The organism is Planomicrobium soli (genome assembly GCF_003014655.1).
GTDB classification, from domain to species: Bacteria; Bacillota; Bacilli; order Bacillales_A; family Planococcaceae; genus Planococcus; species Planococcus soli_B.
On the sequence record NZ_PYAT01000001.1, the window covers coordinates 424416 to 447522 of the forward strand.

A 23107-nucleotide genomic window follows, 5' to 3' on the forward strand; every position below is an offset into this window, starting at 1 on the left:
GAATGCAAGGATTATTCGCAATCCCTGCATTCTTAATCCAAACGGGAACTTGAAAGAACACCGGATTCTTCAAGGTGCTCCCGAAGGCATTTTGTTTCATCGCTGCTCCAAAATTCTTCGCTGTTGACCAATTTTTCCGCATCTTTTCTTGCAGTTTCAAGTGCCCTGTAATCATGTACCAAATCAGCCATCTTGAATTCCGGCACACCGCTTTGCTTTCGGCCGAAAAAGTCTCCTGGTCCTCGAAGCTGAAGATCTTTTTCAGCAAGCACAAAGCCATCGTTTGTTTCGGTCATCGAAGCCATGCGTTCTTTGCCCATTTCGGTTTTCGGATCTGCTAAAAGAACACAATACGATTGTTCGCTTCCCCGTCCAACGCGGCCGCGCAATTGGTGAAGCTGGGATAAACCGAAACGCTCAGCGTCATAAATGAGCATAAAAGACGCATTCGGGACGTTAACGCCCACTTCAACTACGGTGGTCGATACTAGGACGGAAATATTCCCTTCCGAAAACGCGCGCATCGTTTCTTCTTTTTCATCCGAATGCAGGCGGCCATGCATCAGACCGACCGTATATTTCCCGTGGAAATGGCTTGATAACTGTTGGAACAATTCGACTGCATTTTGGAAGTCCAATTTATCCGACTCTTCGATGAGCGGGCAAATAACATAGGCTTGTCGACCTGCAGCTAATTCCTTTTCCATACGCCCCAAAATTTTGCCGAACATGTCTTTTTTCATCCAGAACGTCTGGATTTCTTTTCTTCCCACCGGCATTTCATCAATGACAGAAACGTCCATTTCGCCAAATGCCGAAATGGCCAGCGTCCGTGGAATAGGGGTTGCTGTCATGAACAGGACATCCGGGTTGTAACCTTTATCTTTCAACACACGGCGCTGGTCGACGCCAAAGCGGTGCTGTTCATCTGTAATAACGAGGCCGAGCTTGCTAAATTGCACATCAGGCTGAATCAGCGCATGGGTGCCGATTAAAATATGGATTTCTCCTCCGGCTAATTGATCTAATATTAACTGGCGCCTTTTTCCTTTGACTGATCCAGTCAACAAGGCAATGTTAAGGCCAAGCGGTTCAAACCATTGCGCCAGCGTATTGGCATGCTGTTCAGCCAAAATTTCTGTTGGGGCCATTAAAGCACCCTGCATGTCCGCAGTTACAGCCGCGTATAACGAAATCGCGGCCACGACTGTTTTTCCGGAACCTACGTCTCCTTGCAAAAGGCGATTCATCCGGAAAGGTTCCCGCAAATCTTTGCATATTTCATTAACGACGCGTTTTTGTGCGGGCGTCAAATCGAACGGCAGCGTTTGAATAAAGTTTTTCAGCTTTTCCAGATCGTAATTGATGAATGAGCCGCCTTCTTCTTCACGGTTTTTTTTCCGCAGCGACTGCATTTTCAGCTGGAACATTAAAAGTTCTTCATAGACGAAACGCCGGCGCGCTTGCTTCAACATTTCTCCGTCTGGAGGAAAATGGACCCATTCCAAAGCATCTTGAAAAGACGGCAAGTGATAATTGCTCAAGAATCGTTCAGGCAAGCAATCTTCCAAGTCGTCTTTTGCTAGATCTAAGGCTTGTCTCATGAGTTTCCGGAACGTTTTTTGATAGATAGAGCCCTTCAAACTGTAAACCGGTTCAAAATCCGCACCGCTCGTTTTCGGTCCAATAGAATGGCTTTGGACCGTGATCACTTGGCGTCCACGATCCCATTTTCCAGAAAGCGTCAAAACTTCTCCAATGTGCAGTTTCGCTTTCACATATGGTTGGTTGAAAAAAATGGCTTTTACCAGATGCCGGCCAACCAAAACCTGTACTTGCGTCCGTGATTTGTTTTTCCCTAAAAAAAGGACGGAAGGCTCGCTTTCGACCCTTCCCTCCACAGTGACCCGTTCATTATGCGGCGTGTCAGCCAAGTCTTTCAATTGAAAATCTTCATGGCGGTAAGGAAACGTCATGATAAGATCATGAATCGTTTCTATTTTCATTTCCTGCAGGGATTCAGCCGCTGTTTTCCCTACACCTTTTAATGCGGTAACCGGTGTATTAGCGTCCACTGCCAACAACTGCCCCGCCAAAAATTTTCGCTTCCAGCCATTTACCTGTCGGAGTAGCGGCTAGCCCTCCTTTAGCCGTTTCACGGAGTGCGCTTGGCATCGATTGGCCGATTTCGAACATTGCCCCGATCACTTCGTCGCACGGAATTCGGCTCTTTACTCCAGCGAGCGCCATGTCGGCTGCTACTACTGAATTTGCAGCCCCCATTGCGTTCCGTTTCACGCAAGGCACTTCTACCAATCCCGCCACCGGATCGCAGACAAGGCCAAGCATATTCTTCATCGTGATGGCGAACGCCTCTGAACTTTGCTGAGGCGTTCCGCCAGCCATTTCCACTATTGCCGCCGCTGCCATGGCTGCTGCTGATCCGACTTCCGCCTGGCAACCGCCTGCAGCTCCAGAAATCGACGCATTGTTAGCTACCACGAACCCGAAAGCGCCGGAAGTAAACAAGAACCGGATCATTTGTTCACGAGTCGGATTCAACTTGTTTTTTACAGCGAACAGGGTGCCTGGAACCACTCCTGCAGAACCCGCTGTCGGTGTAGCGCAAATGGTGCCCATTGCCGCATTCACTTCGTTTGTTGCTACAGCTTTACTGACGGCATCCAGTAGCAGATCCCCTGACAATGAATTGCCTTTCGCCATATATTCCTGCAATAGGACCGCGTCGCCTCCAGTCAAACCTGATACCGAATGTACGCCCTTCAAGCCTTTTTCCACAGCTTCTTCCATGACAGTCAAGTTGCGGTCCATTTGTTTCATAATCTCTTCACGCGATCGCTCTGTAACTAGCATTTCCTGTTCGATCATCACTTCTGAAATAAGCTTGTTTTCCTGTTCTGCACGCTCTACTAGTTCCCGTACATTGCGAAATAAATATTCCACGGTTTATTCCTCCATTTAATCTGCGATTCTTGTAACTTGCGTGATATTCGGAAGTTCTCTCAGTTCTTCCATCACTTCTTTATCAACATTTTGATCTACTTCGATGACCATCAGCGCCATGTGTCCCTTTTCTTTCCGAGAAACTTCCATATGGCCGATATTGATATCATATTTATACAAACAATTGGAAACGTTTGCAATACACCCTGACCGGTCTTCATGTACTACTAAGATTGCTGGATGATTGCCGGATAGTCTCAACGGAAATCCATTCAGTTCCGTAATCTCGATTTTGCCTCCGCCTATGGAAATTCCCATCATCGACATTTCCGTCCGTTCGTCCCCTATAACGATTCTTGCTGTATTTGGGTGGTCGACGTTCCCGACCTCCGGTATAAATTCGAACTTCATCCCAAGCTTTTCGGCTTCTTCAAATGAAGTTTTAATGCGTTCGTCAAATGTATCGTAGTCAAGCAAGCCGCCAATGATAGCTACATCCGTGCTATGCCCTTTGTATGTTTCGGCAAACGAGCCGTAAAGATGCACTTTCGCCCATTTCGGCTGGCGTCCGAACAAATCTCTTGCTACTCGCCCAATGCGGGCCGCTCCTGCAGTATGTGAAGAAGATGGCCCAATCATAACAGGGCCGATTATATCGAATACAGATTTGAACTTCATTGCCCAAACCCCTTTCTTTCTAGGTGCGTATAGTATTAGTTTACATGAAATTGTCACATTTAACAAAAATAAGAGACGCATGCCCTATGCATGCGCCTTATCTCTTTTCCCTTGTTATATTAAAGCTTTGTCAGCCAAACCGGCTTACAAAAAGAGTGGTTATTCTACCGCTAGAATATATGGATAAAGCGGCTGCTTGCCGTTATGAATTTCAACTTCAACTTCTTCGTTCAAGGACTCAATAAATTCGCCTAATTTTTCAGCGTCACTTTCGCTGACATCTTCTCCATAAAGAATCGTAACAATTTCGGCTTCTTCATCAATCAGTTTTTTGGCCAGCTCTTCTGTAACCAATTGAAGACTGGAATCCGAAACGACAATTTTACCTTCTGAGATGCCCATGAAGTCATCTTTTTTAATATTTATGCCATCAATTGAAGTATCACGGACAGCATATGTAACCGATCCGGACTTCACGTTTTCTGATGCACTGGCCATCAGTTCCCGGTTTTCTTCCACAGACGCCGAAGGATTAAATGCCAACAATGCGGACATCCCTTCTGGAACATCTTTTGTCGGGACTACTGCAGCTTCAATATCAAGTATCTTAGCCGCTTGTTCAGCAGCCATGATGATATTTTTATTGTTTGGCAAAATCAATACGCGTTCCGCTTCAATCGCTTTGACTGCATTGACTATATCTTCTGTTGAAGGGTTCATGGTCTGACCGCCTTCAATTACATAAGAAGCGCCAATCGAGCGCAGCAATTCCGAAATGCCTTCTCCCATTGCTACCGTTACAACTGCATATGGATGTTTAGCATTTGTTTTGCCTTCGTCTTTCTTAAAATCTTCTCCGACAATGTCAATATGCTGCTGGCGCATGTTTTCAATTTTCATGCTGATCAGGCTGCCGTATTGTTGGCCGTATGTAAGGACTTTCCCCGGTTCTTCGGAATGGATATGGATTTTTGCCACTTCGTCATCCGCAATCACTAACAAAGAATCTCCGTAAGCGCTTAAATCGCTGCGGAAAGAAGCTTCGTTGAATTCTTGTTTGCCGTCTTCAAATTTCACCATGAACTCGGTGCAGTAACCATACTCGATATCTGCTGTATCCATAAATCCGGCGATGCTTTTATGATGCTCTGCACTGACAAGTTCCGTCATAGAACCGTGCGCATGCTTTTCAGGCAGCTTTTCGCCTTTCAAGCAAGCTAAAAATCCTTCGTATACATAGACGAGACCTTGCCCACCGCTGTCCACAACTCCGACTTCTTTAAGTACAGGAAGCAGATCAGGCGTACGCTGGAGTGAAGCTTTTGCTTCTTCTACGATGCCTTCAAACAAGGCAATTATATCTTCTTCAGTTTTCGCCAAGTCCGTACCTTTTGCAGCTGCATCTTTTGCAACAGTCAAAATGGTTCCTTCTACTGGCTTCATCACTGCTTTATAAGCGGTTTCAACACCGTGCTGCAATGCTTCTGCGAACTGTGAAGCCGATAGTTCGGGTTTGTTTTCTATATGCTTGCTGAAGCCTCTGAACAATTGGGATAAAATCACGCCTGAATTTCCACGCGCTCCCATCAACAGCCCTTTTGATAGAGCACCGGCAGTTTTGCCGATGTGCTCCTGAGCATGAGCTTCAGTTTCTTTCGCACCGGATGTCATTGATAAATTCATATTGGTGCCAGTATCACCATCAGGTACCGGGAACACATTTAACGCATCTACATAATCTGCGTTCTGGAACAAATGATGGGCACCCATTTGTACCATTTCAGCAAACTTAATACCGTTCAATAGCTTCATAACCAAATCTTCCTCCTCTTACGGGTTCGTAACACGAACTCCTTGAACATAAATATTTACGGCTTTAACAGGCATGCCGATGGTTTTAGTTAGCGTATATTTGACTTTAGATTGGACTTGATAAGCCACTTCAGAAATTTTTGTCCCATAACTGATAATAACGTACATATCAATCACCAGATCGGTTCCTTCTTGCCGGACAATGACGCCTTTCGCAAAATTTTCTTTGCGTAGAATATCAGTCAAGCCATCACGGATCTGGTGCTGGGTAGCCATTCCGACAATGCCATAGCATTCAATTGCCGCTCCGCCTGCAACTTGTGCAATCACATCATTGGAAATATCGATTTGGCCATAGTCGTTTTTTAATTCAATCGACATTAAAAATTCCCCCTTGAGTCCTATTTCACTAGTTTCATTCTACCTTAAACTAAACTATAAGAAAAGCGGGCGTCAAGGGTGTAAAGGTTTTTTTCTTGAAAGGGGCTGAAAATTAGTTGCAAACCCCTTTTGTCTATGTTAAATTATTAAAGTATGTGAAATGAAAAACGAACTGAAATTCTATTATAATTTTCAGCTTCACTTGTGAGGAGGGACTTACATGCCAAAAGTATGTGCAGTTAGTGGACGCAAAGCTCGTTCTGGAAATGCCCGTTCACACGCGATGAATTCGACAAAACGTACATGGGGAGCAAACCTTCAAAAAGTTCGCATCCTTGTAGACGGTAAACCGAAACGTGTATGGGTTTCTGCAAGAGCATTGAAATCAGGAAAAGTTGAGCGCGTATAATCGCTCATGGATAATGCCAGGTCTGACATTCGTCAGCCTGGCATTTTTTCGTTTTATATTGAATTTGGTGCAGCATGCCCTACAGCGCCTAAAGTTTTCCGTTCCAAACTTAGCAATATTTTTATAGCCTTGCTCCGTTCGTCACATTCAAAATGACTTCGGTGCTTAAAGGAATTTTATCGATCACTATTCCATTAGCTCAACAAAGTTACTTAAACCTGTAAGTCCATTATATAAAAATAGCCTCTGCCGTATATTCTGGCAGGGGCTATTTTCGTTCAATCCGCACTTTCGATAATGACGCAGCTTCCGGCCGTAAAACAAACCGTTCCTTCGTCTTCGAGCTCGTTGCTGATGAATCGGGTCGAGCCGAACGGGATTGATTCGTCTTCTACTTCGTACTTAAAGTTTCTAAGCGTCAAGCCTTTTACTTGTTCAGAAAAAGGATAAAACGATATAAAACGATAGTTAGTGTCTTGCACCACACGATGGCACCCGGGCGTTAAAAACCGGATGCGATTTTGATGGTTGACCAAGAAAAATTGAACAGCCGGAAATTTCTGCTGATAGGAGTAAACGGCGTGTAAAGCACTCATGTAATGATCGAGCCGTCCTCCCGTCACCCCAGTAATAATGACCATCTCCGGTTGGTAACCCATTGCTTTTTCAAGGCCGAGCTCGGTGTCCGTTTCGTCTTTTTCTGAAGCCGCCCGGACCAAGTCAGGAACCAGCTTCTCGATTTGTTTCAACTCTCCTGCAGTGACCGAATCAAAATCCCCAACAGCTGAAAGGGGCGTAACGCCCATCTCCAACAGCCTGACAGTTCCGGCATCTACCCCGATGAATGCCGCATCCGGCCATAATGCCAAGTCCGGCAATTCAGCGGCCGGCCCTCCGGCTACAAGAACGACTTTCACAAAACCGCCTCTTCTCCAGCTCTTTTAATGGATTGAAGCGCTTTTGCACGGTCTTCTTTGCCATAAATGGCTGAGCCAGCAACAAAGACGGTTGCTCCAGCTTTCGCGCATAATACAATAGTTTCTTCATTGATGCCGCCATCAATTTGGATTTCTACCGATAATCCTCTGTCTTTGATAATTTCAGCCAACTGCTCGACTTTCGGGATAACAGAATGGATAAATTTCTGCCCGCCAAAACCTGGATTGACAGTCATAAACAAAACCATGTCTACATCTTCCAATATATGTTGGATACTTTCAATCGGTGTATGCGGGTTAAGTACAACGCCTGGCTTTACGCCAAACGAGCGAATCAATTGAATGGTCCGGTGAAGATGAGTGGCCGCTTCGACATGGACAGTAATCCAATCTGCGCCGGCTTTGGCAAAATCTTCAATATAATGATCCGGATTTTCAATCATCAAGTGAACATCAAGAGGCAGTTTTGTCAAAGGGCGCAGAGCATCTACCACTATCGGCCCCATTGTGATATTCGGTACAAAATGGCCATCCATCACATCGATATGAATCCAGTCCGCCCCTGCCTTTTCAACTTCCTGTACCTCTTCTCCCAATTTCGAGAAATCTGCTGCTAAGATTGACGGTGCAATTTTAATCATTGGAATACCTCGGCTTTCGGGTCATAATTTCTTCCAAAAATTTCAAGTAATGTTTATACCGGTAATCCGGTATTTCATTTGCTTCTACAGCTGCTTTGATTGCGCATTTGGGTTCGTTCAGATGCAAGCATTCTCTGAATTTACAGTTGCCTGAACGCTCGGCAAATTCCGGAAAACAATCCGACAGCTCTTCTTTTTCAATCGTCTCAAAATCGAACGAACTAAATCCCGGCGTATCAGCCAATAAACCTTTGTTCACTTCGATAAGCTCTACATGCCGTGTAGTATGTTTGCCTCGATTCAATGCCCGGGAGATATCATCTGTTTTCAGTTCGAGCGATGGCAAGATAGTATTCAAGAGTGTTGATTTTCCAACACCTGATTGGCCCGCTAATACGCTGGTCTTCCCTTCAAGAACAGGCAAGAGCCGAAGGGCTAGTGCCGGATCCCCTTTGAATGTCGGTATGACTTCGTAACCGATTTTCTCGTAATCTTCTCTATACTTTTGCAATTGCTCTTTTTCAGTTTCAGTCAACAAATCCATTTTTGTGAGGCAAATAACAGGTTTGATAAAATGTGATTCGATCGCTGTCAGAAATCGGTCAAGCAACAGTGGATGAAAATCCGGCTGTTTTGCTGAAAACACAAGAATGGCTTGATCAATATTCGAAATCGGTGGACGCACCAGTTCGTTTTTCCGTTCATGAACTACCGTGATCGTCCCTTCCAGATCATTATCAGCTTCATAATCGACAAAATCTCCGACAAGCGGTGAAATTTGCCGATTCCGGAAAACTCCTCTGCCTCTGCATTGAATGTAACGGTCTTCGTCTTGATCCTGAACATAATAAAATCCACTTAACGCTTTTCTGATTTGACCTTTCGGCATGCTTTCACTCCTTTATTTTCACATTACCTGGCTTAAGTTATTCCACACTATCGTATGCAATGGTTTCTTCTAGTATTACAGTCGAATCCCTGACAATGCGGTAGACGGCACTTTCGCCTTCTGCTATTTGCAGTTCGATTTCCCGGGTTTCAGTTTCAGTAATTGAAAATTCTTCAACCGGTTCCGCCATTGTATCATCCTGATCCTGGATATAAATCCGCACATTCTGCTCGTCTTCAGCATCCGCTTCATAGGGTATTTCTACGGATTTGATATACGTTTTCAACGGCAAGGCCGCCCGCCCGGAAGACATCGTCACTTCGATGGTGCTGCCGGCTTCAATTTGCTGTTGCCCGGATGGGCTTTGCGCTAATACGGTTCCCGCTTTTACGCTATCTGAGGATTCTTCCCCGACAATACGTATATTGAAACCTGATGTACGGGCATATTGATTCAAATCCGCTTCTGTATAGCCGGTCAAATCTTCTACCTGCCGCATGTCCTTGCCTTTGCTCACCGTAAATTCAATTTCGGTTTCACTGACAACAATTTCAGCTCCCGCCCGCGGCCTTTGTTCCAGGATGGTACCTACAGGCTCGTCAGAAAACTCTTCAACTTGCTCTTTCAGCTGAAAATTCTGCTCTTCTAAGAGCTCTATTGTTTCATCGATCATTTCCCCTACATAGTCATCCATTTCAACTTTCCGTTTGCCTTGGCTGACAAAAAGCTGGATTTCTGACTCCCGATCGCGTACTTTCTCTGCTTCTGGTATCGTACGAATTACCTGGCCTTCTTCGACTTCTTCTGAAAACTCTTCAGTTTCCTCACCTAAAACAAAGCCCGCAGCCCTCAATTCCTCAATGGCCACTGTCCGCTCCATTCCGGAAACATCCGGAACAGCGGCTTGCCTTGGTCCAAATAAGTCCGGAAATGCTATAGCTACTATAATTCCGGTAATAAGCAAGAATCCAAGAGCTGCCAGCAACCAAGGCCATTTTTTCTTTTTCTCTTTTTTAGCCGGTGGCGGCTCTGGTTTGTCCTTCGGTTTGGCAGCAAGCGGAATGACGGTCTTTGTATCCTCTGCGCTTCCATAGGCTGCCGCATTTTTAATGACCGGCATCGCCCGTGTTTCATCCTGGTCTTCCGGAACTTTAAATTTTGGTTCGTTTAATCTCTCATCTGATAATACAGTCGACAAATCAGCTTCCATTTCGTCAGCAGATTGGTAACGATACTGCATTTTTTTCGCGGTAGCCTTCATGACAACATTTTCTACACTTTGCGGGAGGTTCGGTACAATAGCGCGAAGAGACGGAGTTTCGGTTTGCAGATGCTTTAATGCGATAGAAACAGCTGATTCCCCGGAAAAAGGCAATTTCCCAGTCAATAATTCATACATGACAATGCCAAGCGAATAAATATCCGATTTCTTATTGGCTGTGCCCCCGCGCGCCTGTTCCGGGGACAAGTAATGCACTGTGCCAAGTACGGAATTGGTTTGCGTATATGAAGTCGCACTCAATGCCATGGCAATTCCAAAGTCACTGATTTTCACATTGCCTTCTTCATCCATCAGAATATTTTGCGGCTTTATATCGCGGTGGACAATTTGGTTATGATGGGCATGTGCCAAAGCTGAAGTCAATTGTTTCATAATCTCGACCGCCCGTTCAGGCGCTACCGGTGAGTTCTCGATTATATATTCTTTCAAGGTTTTTCCAGGTACATACTCCATAACTAAATAATGAAGAGAGCCGTCTTCGCCTACATCAAAAATATTTACGATATTTGGGTGGGCAAGGCTTGTTGTAGACAACGCTTCCCGCTGAAAACGCCGGCGGAGTTCTTCTTCATTCGAGAAATCGTATCGCAGAACTTTGATCGCAATATCGCGGTCCAAAATCATATCATGAGCCAAATAGACGTTGGACATTCCACCGCCGCCAATCAGTTCCATAACTTTATAGCGGCCATTAATTCTTTTGCCGATCAACATGGCTATACCTCCTCAGCCTGTGAGGATAAAAGAACAAGCGAAATGTTGTCTTCTCCTCCTAGGTGATTGGCGAGCTTTACAAGCTCTTCACCTTTTTGGGAAAGCGGCATCGAAGAACAGACAATAGTAGCAAGATCATCTTTGGTCACCTTATTGCTTAATCCGTCAGAACAAACCAACAAATATAAAGGTGGAGTTAGTTTGAAATGCAGGAATTCCCCTTCAATGCCGGGTTCAGTTCCAAGCGCTTTGACGATCCAATTTTTCTTTGGATGGTCTTCCGCTTCTTCTTCACTTATTTCTCCGTTGTCGACAAGCACGTTCACATAGGAATGGTCGCGGGTCAATTGTTCAACGCCCCCATCTATAACATAAGCCCGGCTATCGCCAATATGGCACATGACGCAATCGGCGTTATCAATCAGTGCAGCAATCAAAGTCGTGCCCATTCCTTCACACCCCGGATTGTTTCCAGCATACTCATACACCTTCCTATTTATGTTTTGCACATGATAGGAAAGCCATTCTTTTTTGGTTTCAATAGAAGAAAAAGCTTCCGGCTGTTCTTCCAAAAAAAGTGTACCCAACGAACTGACGGTCATTTCACTCGCCACGTCCCCTGCGTTATGTCCGCCCATTCCATCAGCGACCAAAACCAGAAGCAACCCTTCCGGCCTTTTCAGGACAGCTACCCGGTCTTCGTTGATCTCTCGTTTTTTCCCAGTATCGCTTTCGATTACATAATGAAACAAATCCTGCCACCCCACTTCTGTTCTGTGCCTTTTAACCATCTAATTTCTTATGATTTTTTGCGGAACGCAGCGATGAAAAAGCCGTCGCTTCCGAAATCCTGCGGAAAAATCTGGACAAATCCTGAGTTTTTCTTGCCAAGCGCTTCCGGCAGCGTTACTTGGATCTTCTCCATTTCCGGATGCTCTTTCAAGAAGCGTTCTGCTGTTCCTCTATTTTCTACTGTATCCACGGTGCATGTGCTGTATACGACAATGCCGTCTTTTTTCAGCAACTGCGCAGCTTGACCGAGCAGTGAGCATTGGATTTCCTGCAGACGTGCAAAATCTTCTTCTTTTTTCGTGTATTTGATATCTGGCTTCCGTTTGATGACGCCAAGCCCGCTGCATGGTGCATCGACCAATATCCGGTCGAACTGCTCAGTGCCAAAACGCTCAACGCTTTCTCTGCTGTCGCCGGATGCCGTTTCGATAATCGTATGGCCAAGGCGGCCTGCGGTTTCCTCGATCAATTTAACTTTGTGCTGATGAAGGTCCATTGCGAAAAGCTTGCCTTGGTTATTCATTTTTTCAGCAATATGGGTTGTCTTTCCTCCTGGAGCTGCGCACATGTCCAGCACTTTCATCCCCGGTTCAAGTTGAAGGCCGTAAACTGGCAGCATGGAGCTTTCATCCTGGATAGTAATAAAGCCTTTTTCGAACGTTGCGGTCCGTACCGGATGTCCATTAGTCACAACCAAACATTCCGGAACCAACGCGCTGCGCACTGCTTCCAGCCCTTCTGACTGGAGCATTTCAACGACTTCTTCGACAGTTGCTTTCACCGTGTTGACACGGACGGTTTGGGCTGGAATCCTGTTGTTTTCAAGCGCCATTTCCCGTGCTTTTTCCATTCCGAACTGCTCACTCCAACGCTTGATCATCCAAGCCGGATGACTCGTTTCGATAGAGATTTTTTCAATCGGATTGCTGATTTCATTATACGAGCGGACACCATTTCGCTGTATTGACCGGAGTACTCCGTTGACAACGGATGCAACTCCACCATGCCCGCGGCGTTTCGCAATTTCTACCGCTTCGTGCACGACTGCATGTGCTGGAATCCGGTCCAAATAGACGATTTGGTAAAGAGACATGCGGAGCAATGTTTTTACCCACGGTTCGATTTTACCTTTCAAATAAGGTTCTAAATAATAATCGAGCGTCATTTGATGCTGCAGCGTGCCATAGGTGATTTCTGTCAACAAGCCTTTGTTCTTGTCCGCAATGCCGTAGCTTTGGATTGTTTGGTTCAAGAGAAGGTTGCTGTAGGCTTGTTTGTTTTCAACAGCCCATAAGATGGAAAGTGCCGCATCACGTACATTGCCCTGAAGTTTTTTGTTTTTCATTCGAACAGATCTCCTGCCTGGATTTTAGGTCCTTTTAGATAATCTTTTGCCAGCATGCGCTTTTTGCCGGCTGGCTGTAATTCTTTAATAGCCAGTACTCCGTTGCCTGTTTGGACCAATATGGTGTCATCCGCCATTTCGAGCACTTCGCCAGGTTTTCCGGTTTTATGGGAAGAAGCTTCTTCTGCCCACCAGATTTTTAAATTTGCTTCATTATACGAAGTATATGCAACCGGCCAAGGATGAAGGCCGCGCACTTGGTTGTAAATTTCTAACGTCGACTTCGACCAATCAATGCGTTCTTGTTCGCGCGAGATATTGCGGGCGTACGTCACTTGTTCTTCATTTTGCGGAATGCGCTCGTTCGTTCCATCGATAATGGAAGGCAAAGTCGCTTTCAGCAACTCTGTTCCGGCTTCGCTCAGTTTATCAAACAAAATGCCGGTATGGTCCTGCTTTTGGATCGGCACCGTTACTTGGGAGATGATATCACCAGCATCCAGCCGGTCGACCATGTACATGATCGTGACACCGGTTTCCGTTTGCCCATCTATAATGGCTTGATGGATCGGCGCACCTCCCCGGTATGCAGGAAGAAGCGAAGCATGGACATTGATTGCACCAAGCTTCGGCGCTTCTAATAAGGCAGAAGGCAAAATCTGGCCAAACGCTGCGGTAATAACCAGATCCGGCGCCATATCAAGCACAACTTGCAACTCTTCCGGGTTCTTTAATTTTTCAGGCTGGTAAACCGGCAAGCCGAGGCGAATCGCTTCTTCTTTAACCGGCGTCGGTGTCATCACTTTTTTGCGGCCGACCGGGCGATCTGGCTGGGTGACAACGGATATCACTTCATAGCCCTCTTCGACAAGCATACGCAGAATCGGCGCCGAAAAGGCTGGAGTTCCCATAAAGACGATTTTCGTCAAACTTGCTCCTCCTCTTCTGCGCGCGCTTGAGCCTCAGCTTCCGCAATCATCGCATCCAGTTCTTCCTGAGTTACGTATTTAGTAATTTTACTTGTGAACAAGATTCCGTCCAAATGGTCCATTTCATGCAGAATAGCACGTGCTTCATAGCCTTCCGCTTCCAACTCATACCAAGAACCGTCGCGTTCTTGCGCTTTAATTTTCAGGTGATCAAAACGTTCGACTTCCCCATAGATTCCTGGGAAGCTCAAGCATCCTTCAACATCCGTGTCGCTTCCTTCATATAAAACCAGTTCAGGATTGACCATTTCGATCGGTTCCTGGCCTTCGGCAAAGTCAACGATGGCTACACGGGCAGCGACGCCCACTTGAGGAGCTGCAATTCCTACGCCGTCATTGGCTACCATGGTTTCATGCATATCATCTAAAAGTACAGCCAGCTTTTTATCGAATTTTGTTACAGGTTCACACTTTTGTTCAAGTACTGCATTCGGGTGTTTTACTATATCTAAAATTGCCATTATTGGTTCCTCATTTCTTTTACATTACTGAAGTCGGATTCATGTCGATCGATAAAGTGGCGCCTTTCTTAATCCACTCAGTCCGGTAAATCTTGATCAATTGTTGCATGACCTCAGCAAGTTTCGGTTCTTTTTTGTATTTTATCAAACATTGATAGCGATATCTATTGTTCACACGGGCTATGAGGGAAGCCGAAGGCCCTATGATCAACGTGTTCGGAGAAAGCTGGCTCGTTAAATAGCGGACGGTTTGTTCCGCATAGCCAGCGGCTGTCATCAAGTCTTCATGCGTAAATTGAATATTGACCACGTAATAATAAGGCGGATAGCCGCTTGCTCTTCGCATCGCCATTTCCTGATCGTAAAATGGCTCATATAATTGATCTTTGGCAAGCGTGATAGCATAATGTTCCGGCGTATAGGACTGGACAAATACACTGCCGGGCAACTTGTCGCGCCCAGCGCGTCCGCTGACTTGGGTCAGAAGTTGATACGTTTTTTCAGCAGCACGGAAGTCGGGCAGATGCAGCGTAGTGTCTGCCGATAACACGCCTACTAGCGTTATATTCGGAAAATCCAATCCCTTGGCAATCATTTGCGTTCCTAAGAGAATATCGGCTTTCCCTTCGCCAAAAGCAGTCAGGATTTTTTCGTGTGCGCCTTTGTTGCGTGTAGTGTCAACGTCCATGCGAAGCACGCGTGCGCCAGGCACCACTTTTGCCAATTCTTCTTCCACTTTCTGCGTGCCGGTACCAAAAAAGCGAATATGTTCACTGGTACATTCCGGACAGGTGTGCGGTACCGGTTCATCATGCCCACAATAATGGCATTTCATCAGTTCGCTCGACCGGTGGTACGTAAGCGAAATATCGCAGTTCGGACACTGCATCACCAAGCCGCAGTCGCGGCATAAAACAAATGAAGAATAGCCGCGTTTATTTAAGAAAAGCACGACTTGCTCTTTTCTTTCCAGCCGCTCGCGGATAGCATCGGCCAATTGAACAGAGAACATCGAACGGTTGCCTCGCCGCAGCTCCTCCCGCATATCGATGATTTCAACAGACGGCAAAGGCTGATTTTTCGCGCGTTGTTCCAGTACGAGCAGCTCGTAGACCCCTTTTTGCGCACGCGCATATGATTCCAACGACGGTGTCGCACTGCCTAAAATGACAGGGCAGTTATGGAATTCGCTTCGCCAGATGGCCATATCCCGTGCATGATAACGCGGCGAATCGTCTTGTTTATAACTGGATTCGTGCTCTTCATCCAAAATGATCAGTCCCAGGTTTTCAAAAGGAGCAAAAATGGCCGATCTGGCGCCGACGACTACTTTTACTTCATGGCGCTGAATTTTACGCCACTCGTCGTATTTTTCACCGGCCGACAAGCCGCTATGAAGAACCGCCACCATATCCCCAAACCGCTCTTTGAAACGGACTGTCATTTGCGGTGTCAAGGAAATTTCAGGCACTAGCATAATGGCTTCTTTGCCTTCTTTCAGCACTTGGTCGATCGTCTGTAAATAAATTTCTGTTTTTCCGCTGCCCGTAATGCCATGGAGCAAAAAAGTTTTTGATTTATTCAGCGACGCTTCAATGGCATCGAATGCCGTTTGCTGAGCGTCCGTCAATTTCAAAGAACCCTTCTTCTCAATGGCAGACAACAGACTGGGGTCCCGGTACGATTCCATATTCGAAATAGTTGCCAAGCCTTTTTCAACTAAGTTATAGACAGTCGGAAGCGTCACGCCGGCTTCTTTTTGAAGTTGGGACGCTTCAATCGTCCGCCCAACATTTTTTCGGAAAAACGCCAGCAGCTTTAATTGCTGCTTGGCATTGGCACGGACGTCGACAGCTTCAAGGGTTTCAAGAGATTCGGTGATATGGACCATCTTCACCTTTTTGACAGCAGTTTGCTGGGATATATCCGTATCAGCGATAATGGTGCCGTTCACCATTTCTTTTTTCAATAAAGCATACAGTTCTACCGCTTCTTGCGCCCGCAAAAACGGTTTGTTTTTGAAATGCGGACGCAATGGTTCTGGAAGCTCTTCAAGAGGTGCATTCAATACAAAGCGTTTTTCGTATTTTGCACGGAGAGCAGCCGGAATCATCACTTTTAACGCGTCAATTTCAAAACAGACGGTTTGTTTTTTCATCCAATTCGCCATTTGGAGCATTTCCGGGTTCAGCACCGGCACAACATCCATCAATTCATGGACGGGTTTCAGGCGAGCCGGATCAAATTCCGAAGTTTCTTTCAAGTTGGTGATAAACCCGAGCACTTTGCGGTTGCCAAACGGCACTTTAACACGCATGCCGGGTTCCGCCAATACTTCAAGGTGCTTGGGTATCGCATAGTCAAAAGGCCGGTCAATAGGATGAGCTGCAACATCGACTATAACTTCAGCGATCATGCATAGCTTCCCTTTCCACAATCAGCTCGAGCAACCGGCGGGCCAGTTCGTCTTTCGGCATCATTTCGAATGAATACTCGAATTCATCTTTACCGAAAACCGTTACGCGGTTGGTGTCCGATTCAAAACCGGCTTGTGCTTCGCTGACGTCGTTTGCAATAATATAGTCGGCGTTTTTTCGCTGCAGTTTTTCTTTAGCGTAATGGGCCACATCGTTCGTTTCTGCCGCAAAGCCGATAAGCAATTGCCCCTCTTTCTCACGGCCCAATGTCTGCAGGATATCAATCGTCCGTTCAAGTTCGATTGCTGCTCCGCCTTCTTTTTTCTTCATTTTCTGTGCCTGTACCGAAATCGGCCGATAATCAGCGACAGCCGCAGTTTTTATCACCACATCCGATGTGGCGTATTCTGCTTGAACTGCATTCAGCATTTCCTCAGCACTTTCTACCAATATGCGTTTCACGCCGCTTGGCACTGGCAGCGATACCGGTCCGCTGATCAGAATCGTTTCAGCTCCCATATCAGCCGCAGCTTGCGCCATGGCATAACCCATTTTCCCGCTGGAGAAATTCGTTAAAAAACGTACTGGGTCTATTCGTTCGCGGGTTGGCCCTGCTGTCACTACGACTTTCTTGCCAGCTAATTTTTGAGGCCGAGAAAAATAATCTGCAACAAGTTGCGTGATTTTTTCCGGCTCTTCCAAACGCCCTTTCCCGACATATCCGCATGCTAAAAAACCTTCGGACGGTTCGATAAACCGAATGCCATCTTCATGCAGACGCTGGATGTTGCGCTTTACTGCCGGATGGTCGTACATGTGGACATTCATCGCCGGAGCAATCCAGATTGGTGCAGTAGCAGCTAGGAGCGTTGTAGTAACCATATCGTCTCCGATGCCGTTTGCCAGTTTGCCGATAACGTTGGCTGTTGCCGGCGCTACAATGATCAGATCCGCCCAGTCAGCCAGATCGATATGGGCAATAACCGATGAATCTTTTTCATCGAACGTATCAAAATAGACGTCATTTCTGGACATGACCTGAAATGACAACGGCTGAACAAAGTTTGTCGCCGATTGGGTCATGATAACCTTGACGGAAGCCCCTGCCTGAGAAAGTTTACTGACAAGCGCAACCGCTTTGTAAACAGCGATTCCTCCGCTTACACACAATAGAATTTTACGATTCGCCAACAACTTAAACACCCTTTCTAAACAACAAACTCCCAAAGAACAAATTTGCTCTGGGAGTCGTCTGTTGCGATTAATGGTTAAATTTCATCTTCATAAATTGCTGATGCATCTTGGTCTTCTTTTTGCAAAACTCCAGCTGCTACTTCTTCAAGCGCTTTGCCGACTGATTTTGTAGAAACATACCGGTGTAGTCTTTCATCACCATTTTCGTGCAATTGGCGGGCGCGTTTTGAAGCTAACGCCACTAATGAATATTTTGAATCAATCTGGCTTTTTAATTTATCAACGGATGGGTATAACATTATGCATTCTCCTTTAGCATATCAAAATATCGTTTTTCGACTCGTTCACGCTTGCAGTGTTCCGCAATGATAATGGCGTTGATGCGTTCACATGCATGTTCAACCAAATCATTTTCTACTACATAATCATACAAATTCATCATTTCCAGCTCTTGGCGGGCGGCTTGAAGGCGCGAGGCGATCACATCGTCCGTTTCAGTGCCGCGTCCAATAAGGCGTGTTTCCAAGTCAGTCAGACTTGGCGGCGCCAAAAAGATAAACAGGCCATCGGGAACTTTCGCGCGGACTTGCGCCGCCCCTTGAACTTCGATCTCCAAAAACACATCCCGGCCAGCATCCCGCATTTTGTTGACGTATTCCAGCGGTGTGCCATAGTAATTTCCGACGAACTCAGCCCATTCCAGCAATTGGTCCTGTTCGATCAACTCCTCAAATTCGTTGCGCGTTTTGAAAAAGTAATCGACTTCATCCACTTCGCCTTCCCTCGGCAATCTTGTCGTCATCGAAATCGAATATTCATAATTTGTATTCGGCTGTGAGAACAGCTCTTTCCTTACTGTACCTTTTCCAACACCCGAAGGCCCTGATAAAACTATCAGCAGTCCGCGTTGTTTTCTCATTTTATCCCTCATTCATCTCAGCATCGTTTTCTTTACCGCGTGCAATTGCTGTCTCGGCAGCCACCGAGGCTATTACCAAATGGTCAATGTCCATAATGAAAATGGACTTGGTTTCTTCCTGCCAGTGACATTAACGAGCAGCCCTTGCTGCGGGCTTTTTGATCAGCCGCTTGGCCGGCACGGAATCTGGGATGACAATAGTGATATTCCGATTCTCAACAACCGCACTGCTATTGCCGAGAGAAATGAATTTCATCATTTTCTCCACTAGAACCACTGCCATCCGCAACTGATCATTCTTCCTCGTTTTCTAACTAACTGTCTTATTATATCATAATACACCGGGAAAATGATAAGATGGAACAAAACGATTTGAAAGAGGGATTTTTTCATGGCATTTGATGGATTATTTACAAAAGCGATGACACGGGAACTTCAAAGCCTCGTGACAGGCAGAATTTCAAAAGTTCATCAGCCTAACCAGCTTGAACTGCTATTGCATATCCGCGCGCAAGGGCACAACCATAAATTATTAATTTCCATTCACCCGTCCTACTCGCGAATACATTTGACCGCAATGGCTAATATCAATCCTTCCGAACCTCCGATGTTTTGCATGCTGCTCCGCAAACATATCGAAGGCGGTGTGATTACAGATGTTGTACAGCATGAAATGGATCGGCTGATCATTATCAAAATCAGATCAAAAAACGAAATTGGCGATGACATTGAACGGGAACTCCATGTAGAAATGATGGGCCGCCACTCGAATGTCATCTTAGTCGACTCGACGCGCATGATGATTCTTGATAGCCTGAAGCATCTGCCGCCAAGCGTTAACTCGTACCGGACCGTACTTCCAGGTCAGGCCTATGTATTTCCTCCTTCACAGGAGAAAATTGATCCGTTTTCATCTCCTGATGGATTGATCGAAAAAGATGAAAAAGAACTCGTTGGATCATTTGCCGGCTTCTCGCCGTTGAACGCACGGGAGTTCCACTTCCGTACTCTGCAGGCCGACAACAAGAAGGAGACCGCCCGAAATTTTCTTGACGATTTTCTTTCCGCAAATCCGATCGGCCATTATGTTGAACATCAAGGCAAAAGTTATTTTTCCGCTACGGCTTTGACGCATATCGACAGCGAGGAAATGGCGTTTCCGACTCTCGGGGAATTGCTTGATCGTATGTACTATGCCAAAGCGGAACGCGACCGCGTTAAACAACAGGCGGGCGATCTGGAACGCTGGCTGCAAAATGAAATTTCAAAGCTGAAATTAAAACTGAAAAAGCTGCAAAAAGAACAGGACCAAGCCGAAAAACGTGACGAGCTTCAATTGAACGGCGAGTTGATCATGGCTAATCTGCATCGTATTACCAAAGGCATGAAAGAAATTGAAGTCGACAATTACTACAACGATGAAAAAGTGACCATCACGCTCGATCCGCGGAAAACGCCGATCGACAATTCCCAGCGTTATTATTCACGCTACCAGAAAGCGAAGACGGCTCTTGTAAAAACGCAAGAGCAAATTGAAAAAACTACTGAAGATATCGAGTATTTCGAAACGCTTATGCAGCAAGTCCAGCAAGCAGGCATTTCGGATATAGAAGAAATCCGTGAAGAGTTGGCAGAACAGGGCTTCATGAAAGCACAAAAATCGAAGAAAAAGAAAAAACCGACGAAACCTACGGTCGAATCGTATGTTTCGAGCACCGGAACGCCCATCTCCGTCGGCAAAAACAACAAACAAAATGACTTTGTGACATTCAAAGTAGCTGCCAAGTCAGATACCTGGCTGCATACTAAGGATATTCCGGGTTCGCATGTTATTATCCATGATAATGATCCGGATGAAACCACACTTCTTGAAGCCGCCGCTATTGCCGCCTATTTCAGCAAAGCTCGGGACTCATCTTCTGTGCCGGTCGACTACACCGAAGCCCGCCAAGTGAAAAAACCGAACGGCGCAAAGCCGGGATTTGTTATTTATTTTGAACAGAAAACTGTATTTGTAACACCAGATGAAGATTTAGTGATCAAATTAAAAAAATAAACAGGAAACAGCCGGGAAGCACCGATGCTTCCCGGCTGTTTTGGATTAAAAGCCTCGATTTGTTAACATAATATCTATATGATATTCTCTTTTGCAATCCCTATTAATCCTATAACATTTTATTGCCCTTAAAGGCTGTAAATGCTATCTTTTTAAAGGACTTACTTATTAGGAGGATTTTAATGAAAACAGTTTTCTCGAAACAAAAACTTTTTATGGCATCTGGCGCCATTTCACTACTGCTCCTTGCTTCTTGCGGCAATAGCGAATCTGCTAAACCAGCCGAAGAGCCTAAAACCGCTTGGGATGAAATCCAAGAAAAAGGCTCGATGACGGTAGCCACTTCTGGAACGCTTCTCGCCACCTCTTTCCATGACGCTGAATCAGATGAATTGACCGGCTTTGAAGTTGAAGTGGTCCGTGAGCTCGGCAAACGTTTGGATTTGGATATCGAATTTAAAGAACTTGGATTTGATGAAATGCTGACCAGTGTTTCGACTGGCCAAATCGACATGGCTGCGAATGATATAGAAATTACGGAAGACCGGATGGACAAATTCACTTTTACAACTCCTATCAAATATTCTTACGGCACCGCAGTTGTGCGAAAAGATGATTTATCCGGCATCCAAACGTTAGAAGACGTTAAAGGAAAAAAAGCTGCCGGCGTTTCAACATCAATTTATATGGAAATTGCCCGCAGTTATGGAGCAGAAGAAGTAACGTATGACAACGCAACAAACGAAGTCTATCTGCGCGACGTCTCTATCGGACGAACTGATGTTATTTTGAACGACTACTATCTATCTACATTCGGGGTAGCCGCTTTTCCTGAACTGAACATCACCATCCATCCGGATATTAAATACAGTCCTTCAGAAGTAGGGCTTGTTGTGAATAAAGAAAATCAAGAGCTTGCCGAAAACGTTAACCGGGTGATCGAAGAAATGCTTGAGGACGGTACCATCTCCCGAATTTCCGCTGAGTTTTTTGCGGGAGCAGACGTTTCGCAACAACCGGATATCGATTAAGGAGAAATTGGAGGTAAATCCATGAATGATATTGAATGGGGGTTGCTGTTTGATCCGGCTCTTGCTATTAAATCCCTGCCATATGTACTTGAAGGCATTTGGTATACGCTGCTTATTTCCATCGTCAGTATGATTTTGGGAATTATTATCGGTTTTTTCTTAGCCTTGGCACGCACTTCCGCTTTTAAAATACTCCAGTGGCCAGCAAGATTTTATATTTCGTTCATGCGCGGCGTCCCGATTCTGGTCATATTGTTCTTGCTGTATTTTGCGCTGCCAGTTGTTGGCATTGAATTTACAGCGGTTCAAGCTGCTTTAATCGGTTTTTCCATTAATAGTGCAGCCTATATCGCAGAAGTTTTTCGATCAGCCTTGGCTTCAGTCGATAAAGGCCAATGGGAATCGTCTCGCGCCCTTGGCATGACTTACTGGCAAATTATGCGGCGCATTATTTTGCCGCAATCTGTGCGCATCGCCGTGCCGCCTCTATCAAATGTTTACTTGGACTTGATCAAAGCTTCATCTTTGGCTGCGATGATCACAGTGCCGGAAGTATTCCAAAAAGCACGCATTGTTGGTGCTCGGGAATATGATTTGCTTACGCTATTGATTTTAGTAGCACTTATTTACTGGGCAATCTGCTCAGTTATGACCGTGTTTCAAAATTATCTTGAAAAACGCTATGCGGACTATTTATAAAAAAGCTTGAGGAAATTTCCTCAAGCTTTTTCTTATGCATCAAGTGCTGCTTTTATCCAAATCATTCGTTTCATCATTTTCCGGCATAGCCATCACTTCCCAGAGGTGGCCATCCAGGTCTTGAAAACTCCAAAGGTACATATATTCGTTGTCCATCGGATCGTTGGACGCTGTTCCACCAGCTTCTAGTGCTTTGTTGACGACGTCATTGACCTCTTGCCGGCTGTCCGCAGATATTGCTACAATCACTTCCGTGTTTTTTGTTGCATCTGCCAGCTCTTTTCTCGTAAACGTTTTGAAGAATGGTTCAGTCAACAGCATAACATAAATGTTTTGGCCGACAATCATGCATGTTGCTTTTTCATCCGTCATTTCAGGGTGAAAACTAAATCCCAGCTTTGTAAAAAAATCAACTGATTTTTCCAAGTCTTTTACCGGCAAATTAACATAGATTTCTTTTGCTTGCAGGGCCATTTCTTCTCCTCCATTCGGGATT

Annotated in this window: 23 protein-coding genes; 5 read left to right on the plus strand and 18 right to left on the minus strand. The window is 45.5% G+C overall.

What is annotated here, in order from left to right:
• Positions 1-32: 32 nt before the first annotated feature.
• The 5 genes from recG to B0H99_RS02165 form a co-directional block, all read right to left on the minus strand.
• The gene (recG, locus tag B0H99_RS02145) at positions 33-2096 is read right to left on the minus strand and encodes an ATP-dependent DNA helicase RecG (RefSeq protein WP_245894339.1); all 2064 of its coding nucleotides are present in this window, start codon (positions 2094-2096) and stop codon (positions 33-35) included.
• Positions 2065-2964: an L-serine ammonia-lyase, iron-sulfur-dependent, subunit alpha gene (gene sdaAA / locus B0H99_RS02150; RefSeq protein ID WP_106531969.1), complete on the minus strand. Its 900-nt coding sequence runs from the start codon at positions 2962-2964 to the stop codon at positions 2065-2067. Before sdaAA ends, recG begins: the two co-directional genes overlap by 32 nt.
• A 15-nt stretch (positions 2965-2979) precedes the next feature.
• Positions 2980-3642, minus strand: a complete 663-nt coding sequence (sdaAB, locus tag B0H99_RS02155; protein ID WP_106531970.1) for an L-serine ammonia-lyase, iron-sulfur-dependent subunit beta — start codon at positions 3640-3642, stop codon at positions 2980-2982.
• Positions 3643-3801: 159 nt separating this feature from the next.
• Positions 3802-5454, minus strand: a complete 1653-nt coding sequence (locus tag B0H99_RS02160; protein ID WP_106531971.1) for a DAK2 domain-containing protein — start codon at positions 5452-5454, stop codon at positions 3802-3804.
• Between the two features lie 18 nt (positions 5455-5472).
• A complete protein-coding gene (locus B0H99_RS02165; protein ID WP_106531972.1) occupies positions 5473-5835 on the minus strand; it encodes an Asp23/Gls24 family envelope stress response protein in 363 nt (120 codons plus the stop codon).
• A 220-nt stretch (positions 5836-6055) separates the two neighbouring features.
• On the opposite strand from B0H99_RS02165, the gene rpmB reads away from it, so the two are divergent.
• Positions 6056-6244 (plus strand): 50S ribosomal protein L28, encoded by a 189-nt coding sequence (gene rpmB / locus B0H99_RS02170; protein WP_106531973.1) that lies wholly within the window; start codon positions 6056-6058, stop codon positions 6242-6244.
• Positions 6245-6522: 278 nt separating this feature from the next.
• Here rpmB and B0H99_RS02175 read toward each other — a convergent pair whose 3' ends face one another.
• The 12 genes from B0H99_RS02175 to gmk form a co-directional block, all read right to left on the minus strand.
• On the minus strand, positions 6523-7161 hold the full coding sequence (locus B0H99_RS02175; RefSeq protein WP_106531974.1) for a thiamine diphosphokinase: 639 nt from the start codon (positions 7159-7161) through the stop codon (positions 6523-6525).
• Positions 7158-7823, minus strand: coding sequence for a ribulose-phosphate 3-epimerase (rpe, locus tag B0H99_RS02180; RefSeq protein WP_106531975.1), 666 nt, complete (start codon positions 7821-7823; stop codon positions 7158-7160). The genes B0H99_RS02175 and rpe overlap by 4 nt, the downstream gene beginning before the upstream one ends.
• The gene (rsgA, locus tag B0H99_RS02185; protein WP_106531976.1) at positions 7816-8712 is read right to left on the minus strand and encodes a ribosome small subunit-dependent GTPase A; all 897 of its coding nucleotides are present in this window, start codon (positions 8710-8712) and stop codon (positions 7816-7818) included. Before rsgA ends, rpe begins: the two co-directional genes overlap by 8 nt.
• Before the next feature lie 37 nt (positions 8713-8749).
• The gene (gene pknB / locus B0H99_RS02190) at positions 8750-10708 is read right to left on the minus strand and encodes a Stk1 family PASTA domain-containing Ser/Thr kinase (protein WP_106531977.1); all 1959 of its coding nucleotides are present in this window, start codon (positions 10706-10708) and stop codon (positions 8750-8752) included.
• Positions 10709-10710: 2 nt separating this feature from the next.
• Positions 10711-11460, minus strand: a complete 750-nt coding sequence (locus B0H99_RS02195) for a Stp1/IreP family PP2C-type Ser/Thr phosphatase (RefSeq protein WP_245894341.1) — start codon at positions 11458-11460, stop codon at positions 10711-10713.
• Positions 11461-11507: 47 nt separating this feature from the next.
• Positions 11508-12845, minus strand: coding sequence for a 16S rRNA (cytosine(967)-C(5))-methyltransferase RsmB (rsmB, locus tag B0H99_RS02200; protein ID WP_106531979.1), 1338 nt, complete (start codon positions 12843-12845; stop codon positions 11508-11510).
• A complete protein-coding gene (fmt, locus tag B0H99_RS02205; RefSeq protein WP_106531980.1) occupies positions 12842-13774 on the minus strand; it encodes a methionyl-tRNA formyltransferase in 933 nt (310 codons plus the stop codon). Before fmt ends, rsmB begins: the two co-directional genes overlap by 4 nt.
• Entirely contained in the window at positions 13771-14295 is a 525-nt protein-coding gene (gene def, locus B0H99_RS02210; RefSeq protein WP_106531981.1) for a peptide deformylase, read from the minus strand. The genes fmt and def overlap by 4 nt, the downstream gene beginning before the upstream one ends.
• Positions 14296-14314: 19 nt before the next feature.
• Positions 14315-16711 (minus strand): primosomal protein N', encoded by a 2397-nt coding sequence (priA, locus tag B0H99_RS02215; RefSeq protein WP_106531982.1) that lies wholly within the window; start codon positions 16709-16711, stop codon positions 14315-14317.
• Positions 16701-17906, minus strand: a complete 1206-nt coding sequence (coaBC, locus tag B0H99_RS02220; RefSeq protein ID WP_106531983.1) for a bifunctional phosphopantothenoylcysteine decarboxylase/phosphopantothenate--cysteine ligase CoaBC — start codon at positions 17904-17906, stop codon at positions 16701-16703. The genes priA and coaBC overlap by 11 nt, the downstream gene beginning before the upstream one ends.
• Positions 17907-17980: 74 nt before the next feature.
• Positions 17981-18205 (minus strand): DNA-directed RNA polymerase subunit omega, encoded by a 225-nt coding sequence (rpoZ, locus tag B0H99_RS02225; RefSeq protein WP_106531984.1) that lies wholly within the window; start codon positions 18203-18205, stop codon positions 17981-17983.
• On the minus strand, positions 18205-18825 hold the full coding sequence (gmk, locus tag B0H99_RS02230) for a guanylate kinase (protein ID WP_106531985.1): 621 nt from the start codon (positions 18823-18825) through the stop codon (positions 18205-18207). The genes rpoZ and gmk overlap by 1 nt, the downstream gene beginning before the upstream one ends.
• A gap of 79 nt (positions 18826-18904) precedes the next feature.
• Between gmk and B0H99_RS17660 the strand changes: the two genes are divergently transcribed.
• The 4 genes from B0H99_RS17660 to B0H99_RS02245 all read left to right on the plus strand — a co-directional run bounded on the left by B0H99_RS17660 (position 18905) and on the right by B0H99_RS02245 (position 22611).
• The gene (locus B0H99_RS17660) at positions 18905-19096 is read left to right on the plus strand and encodes a hypothetical protein (RefSeq protein WP_146137235.1); all 192 of its coding nucleotides are present in this window, start codon (positions 18905-18907) and stop codon (positions 19094-19096) included.
• A gap of 120 nt (positions 19097-19216) precedes the next feature.
• The gene (locus B0H99_RS02235; protein WP_106531986.1) at positions 19217-20881 is read left to right on the plus strand and encodes an Rqc2 family fibronectin-binding protein; all 1665 of its coding nucleotides are present in this window, start codon (positions 19217-19219) and stop codon (positions 20879-20881) included.
• A 182-nt stretch (positions 20882-21063) separates the two neighbouring features.
• Positions 21064-21912 carry a transporter substrate-binding domain-containing protein gene (locus tag B0H99_RS02240; RefSeq protein ID WP_106531987.1) on the plus strand — a complete coding sequence of 283 codons (849 nt, stop codon included), beginning with the start codon at positions 21064-21066 and terminating at the stop codon, positions 21910-21912.
• Between the two features lie 21 nt (positions 21913-21933).
• Complete coding sequence (locus B0H99_RS02245) at positions 21934-22611, plus strand: amino acid ABC transporter permease (protein WP_106531988.1); 678 nt, start codon at positions 21934-21936, stop codon at positions 22609-22611.
• Positions 22612-22650: 39 nt separating this feature from the next.
• Here B0H99_RS02245 and B0H99_RS02250 read toward each other — a convergent pair whose 3' ends face one another.
• Positions 22651-23085: a VOC family protein gene (locus tag B0H99_RS02250; protein ID WP_106531989.1), complete on the minus strand. Its 435-nt coding sequence runs from the start codon at positions 23083-23085 to the stop codon at positions 22651-22653.
• Positions 23086-23107: the final 22 nt, after the last annotated feature.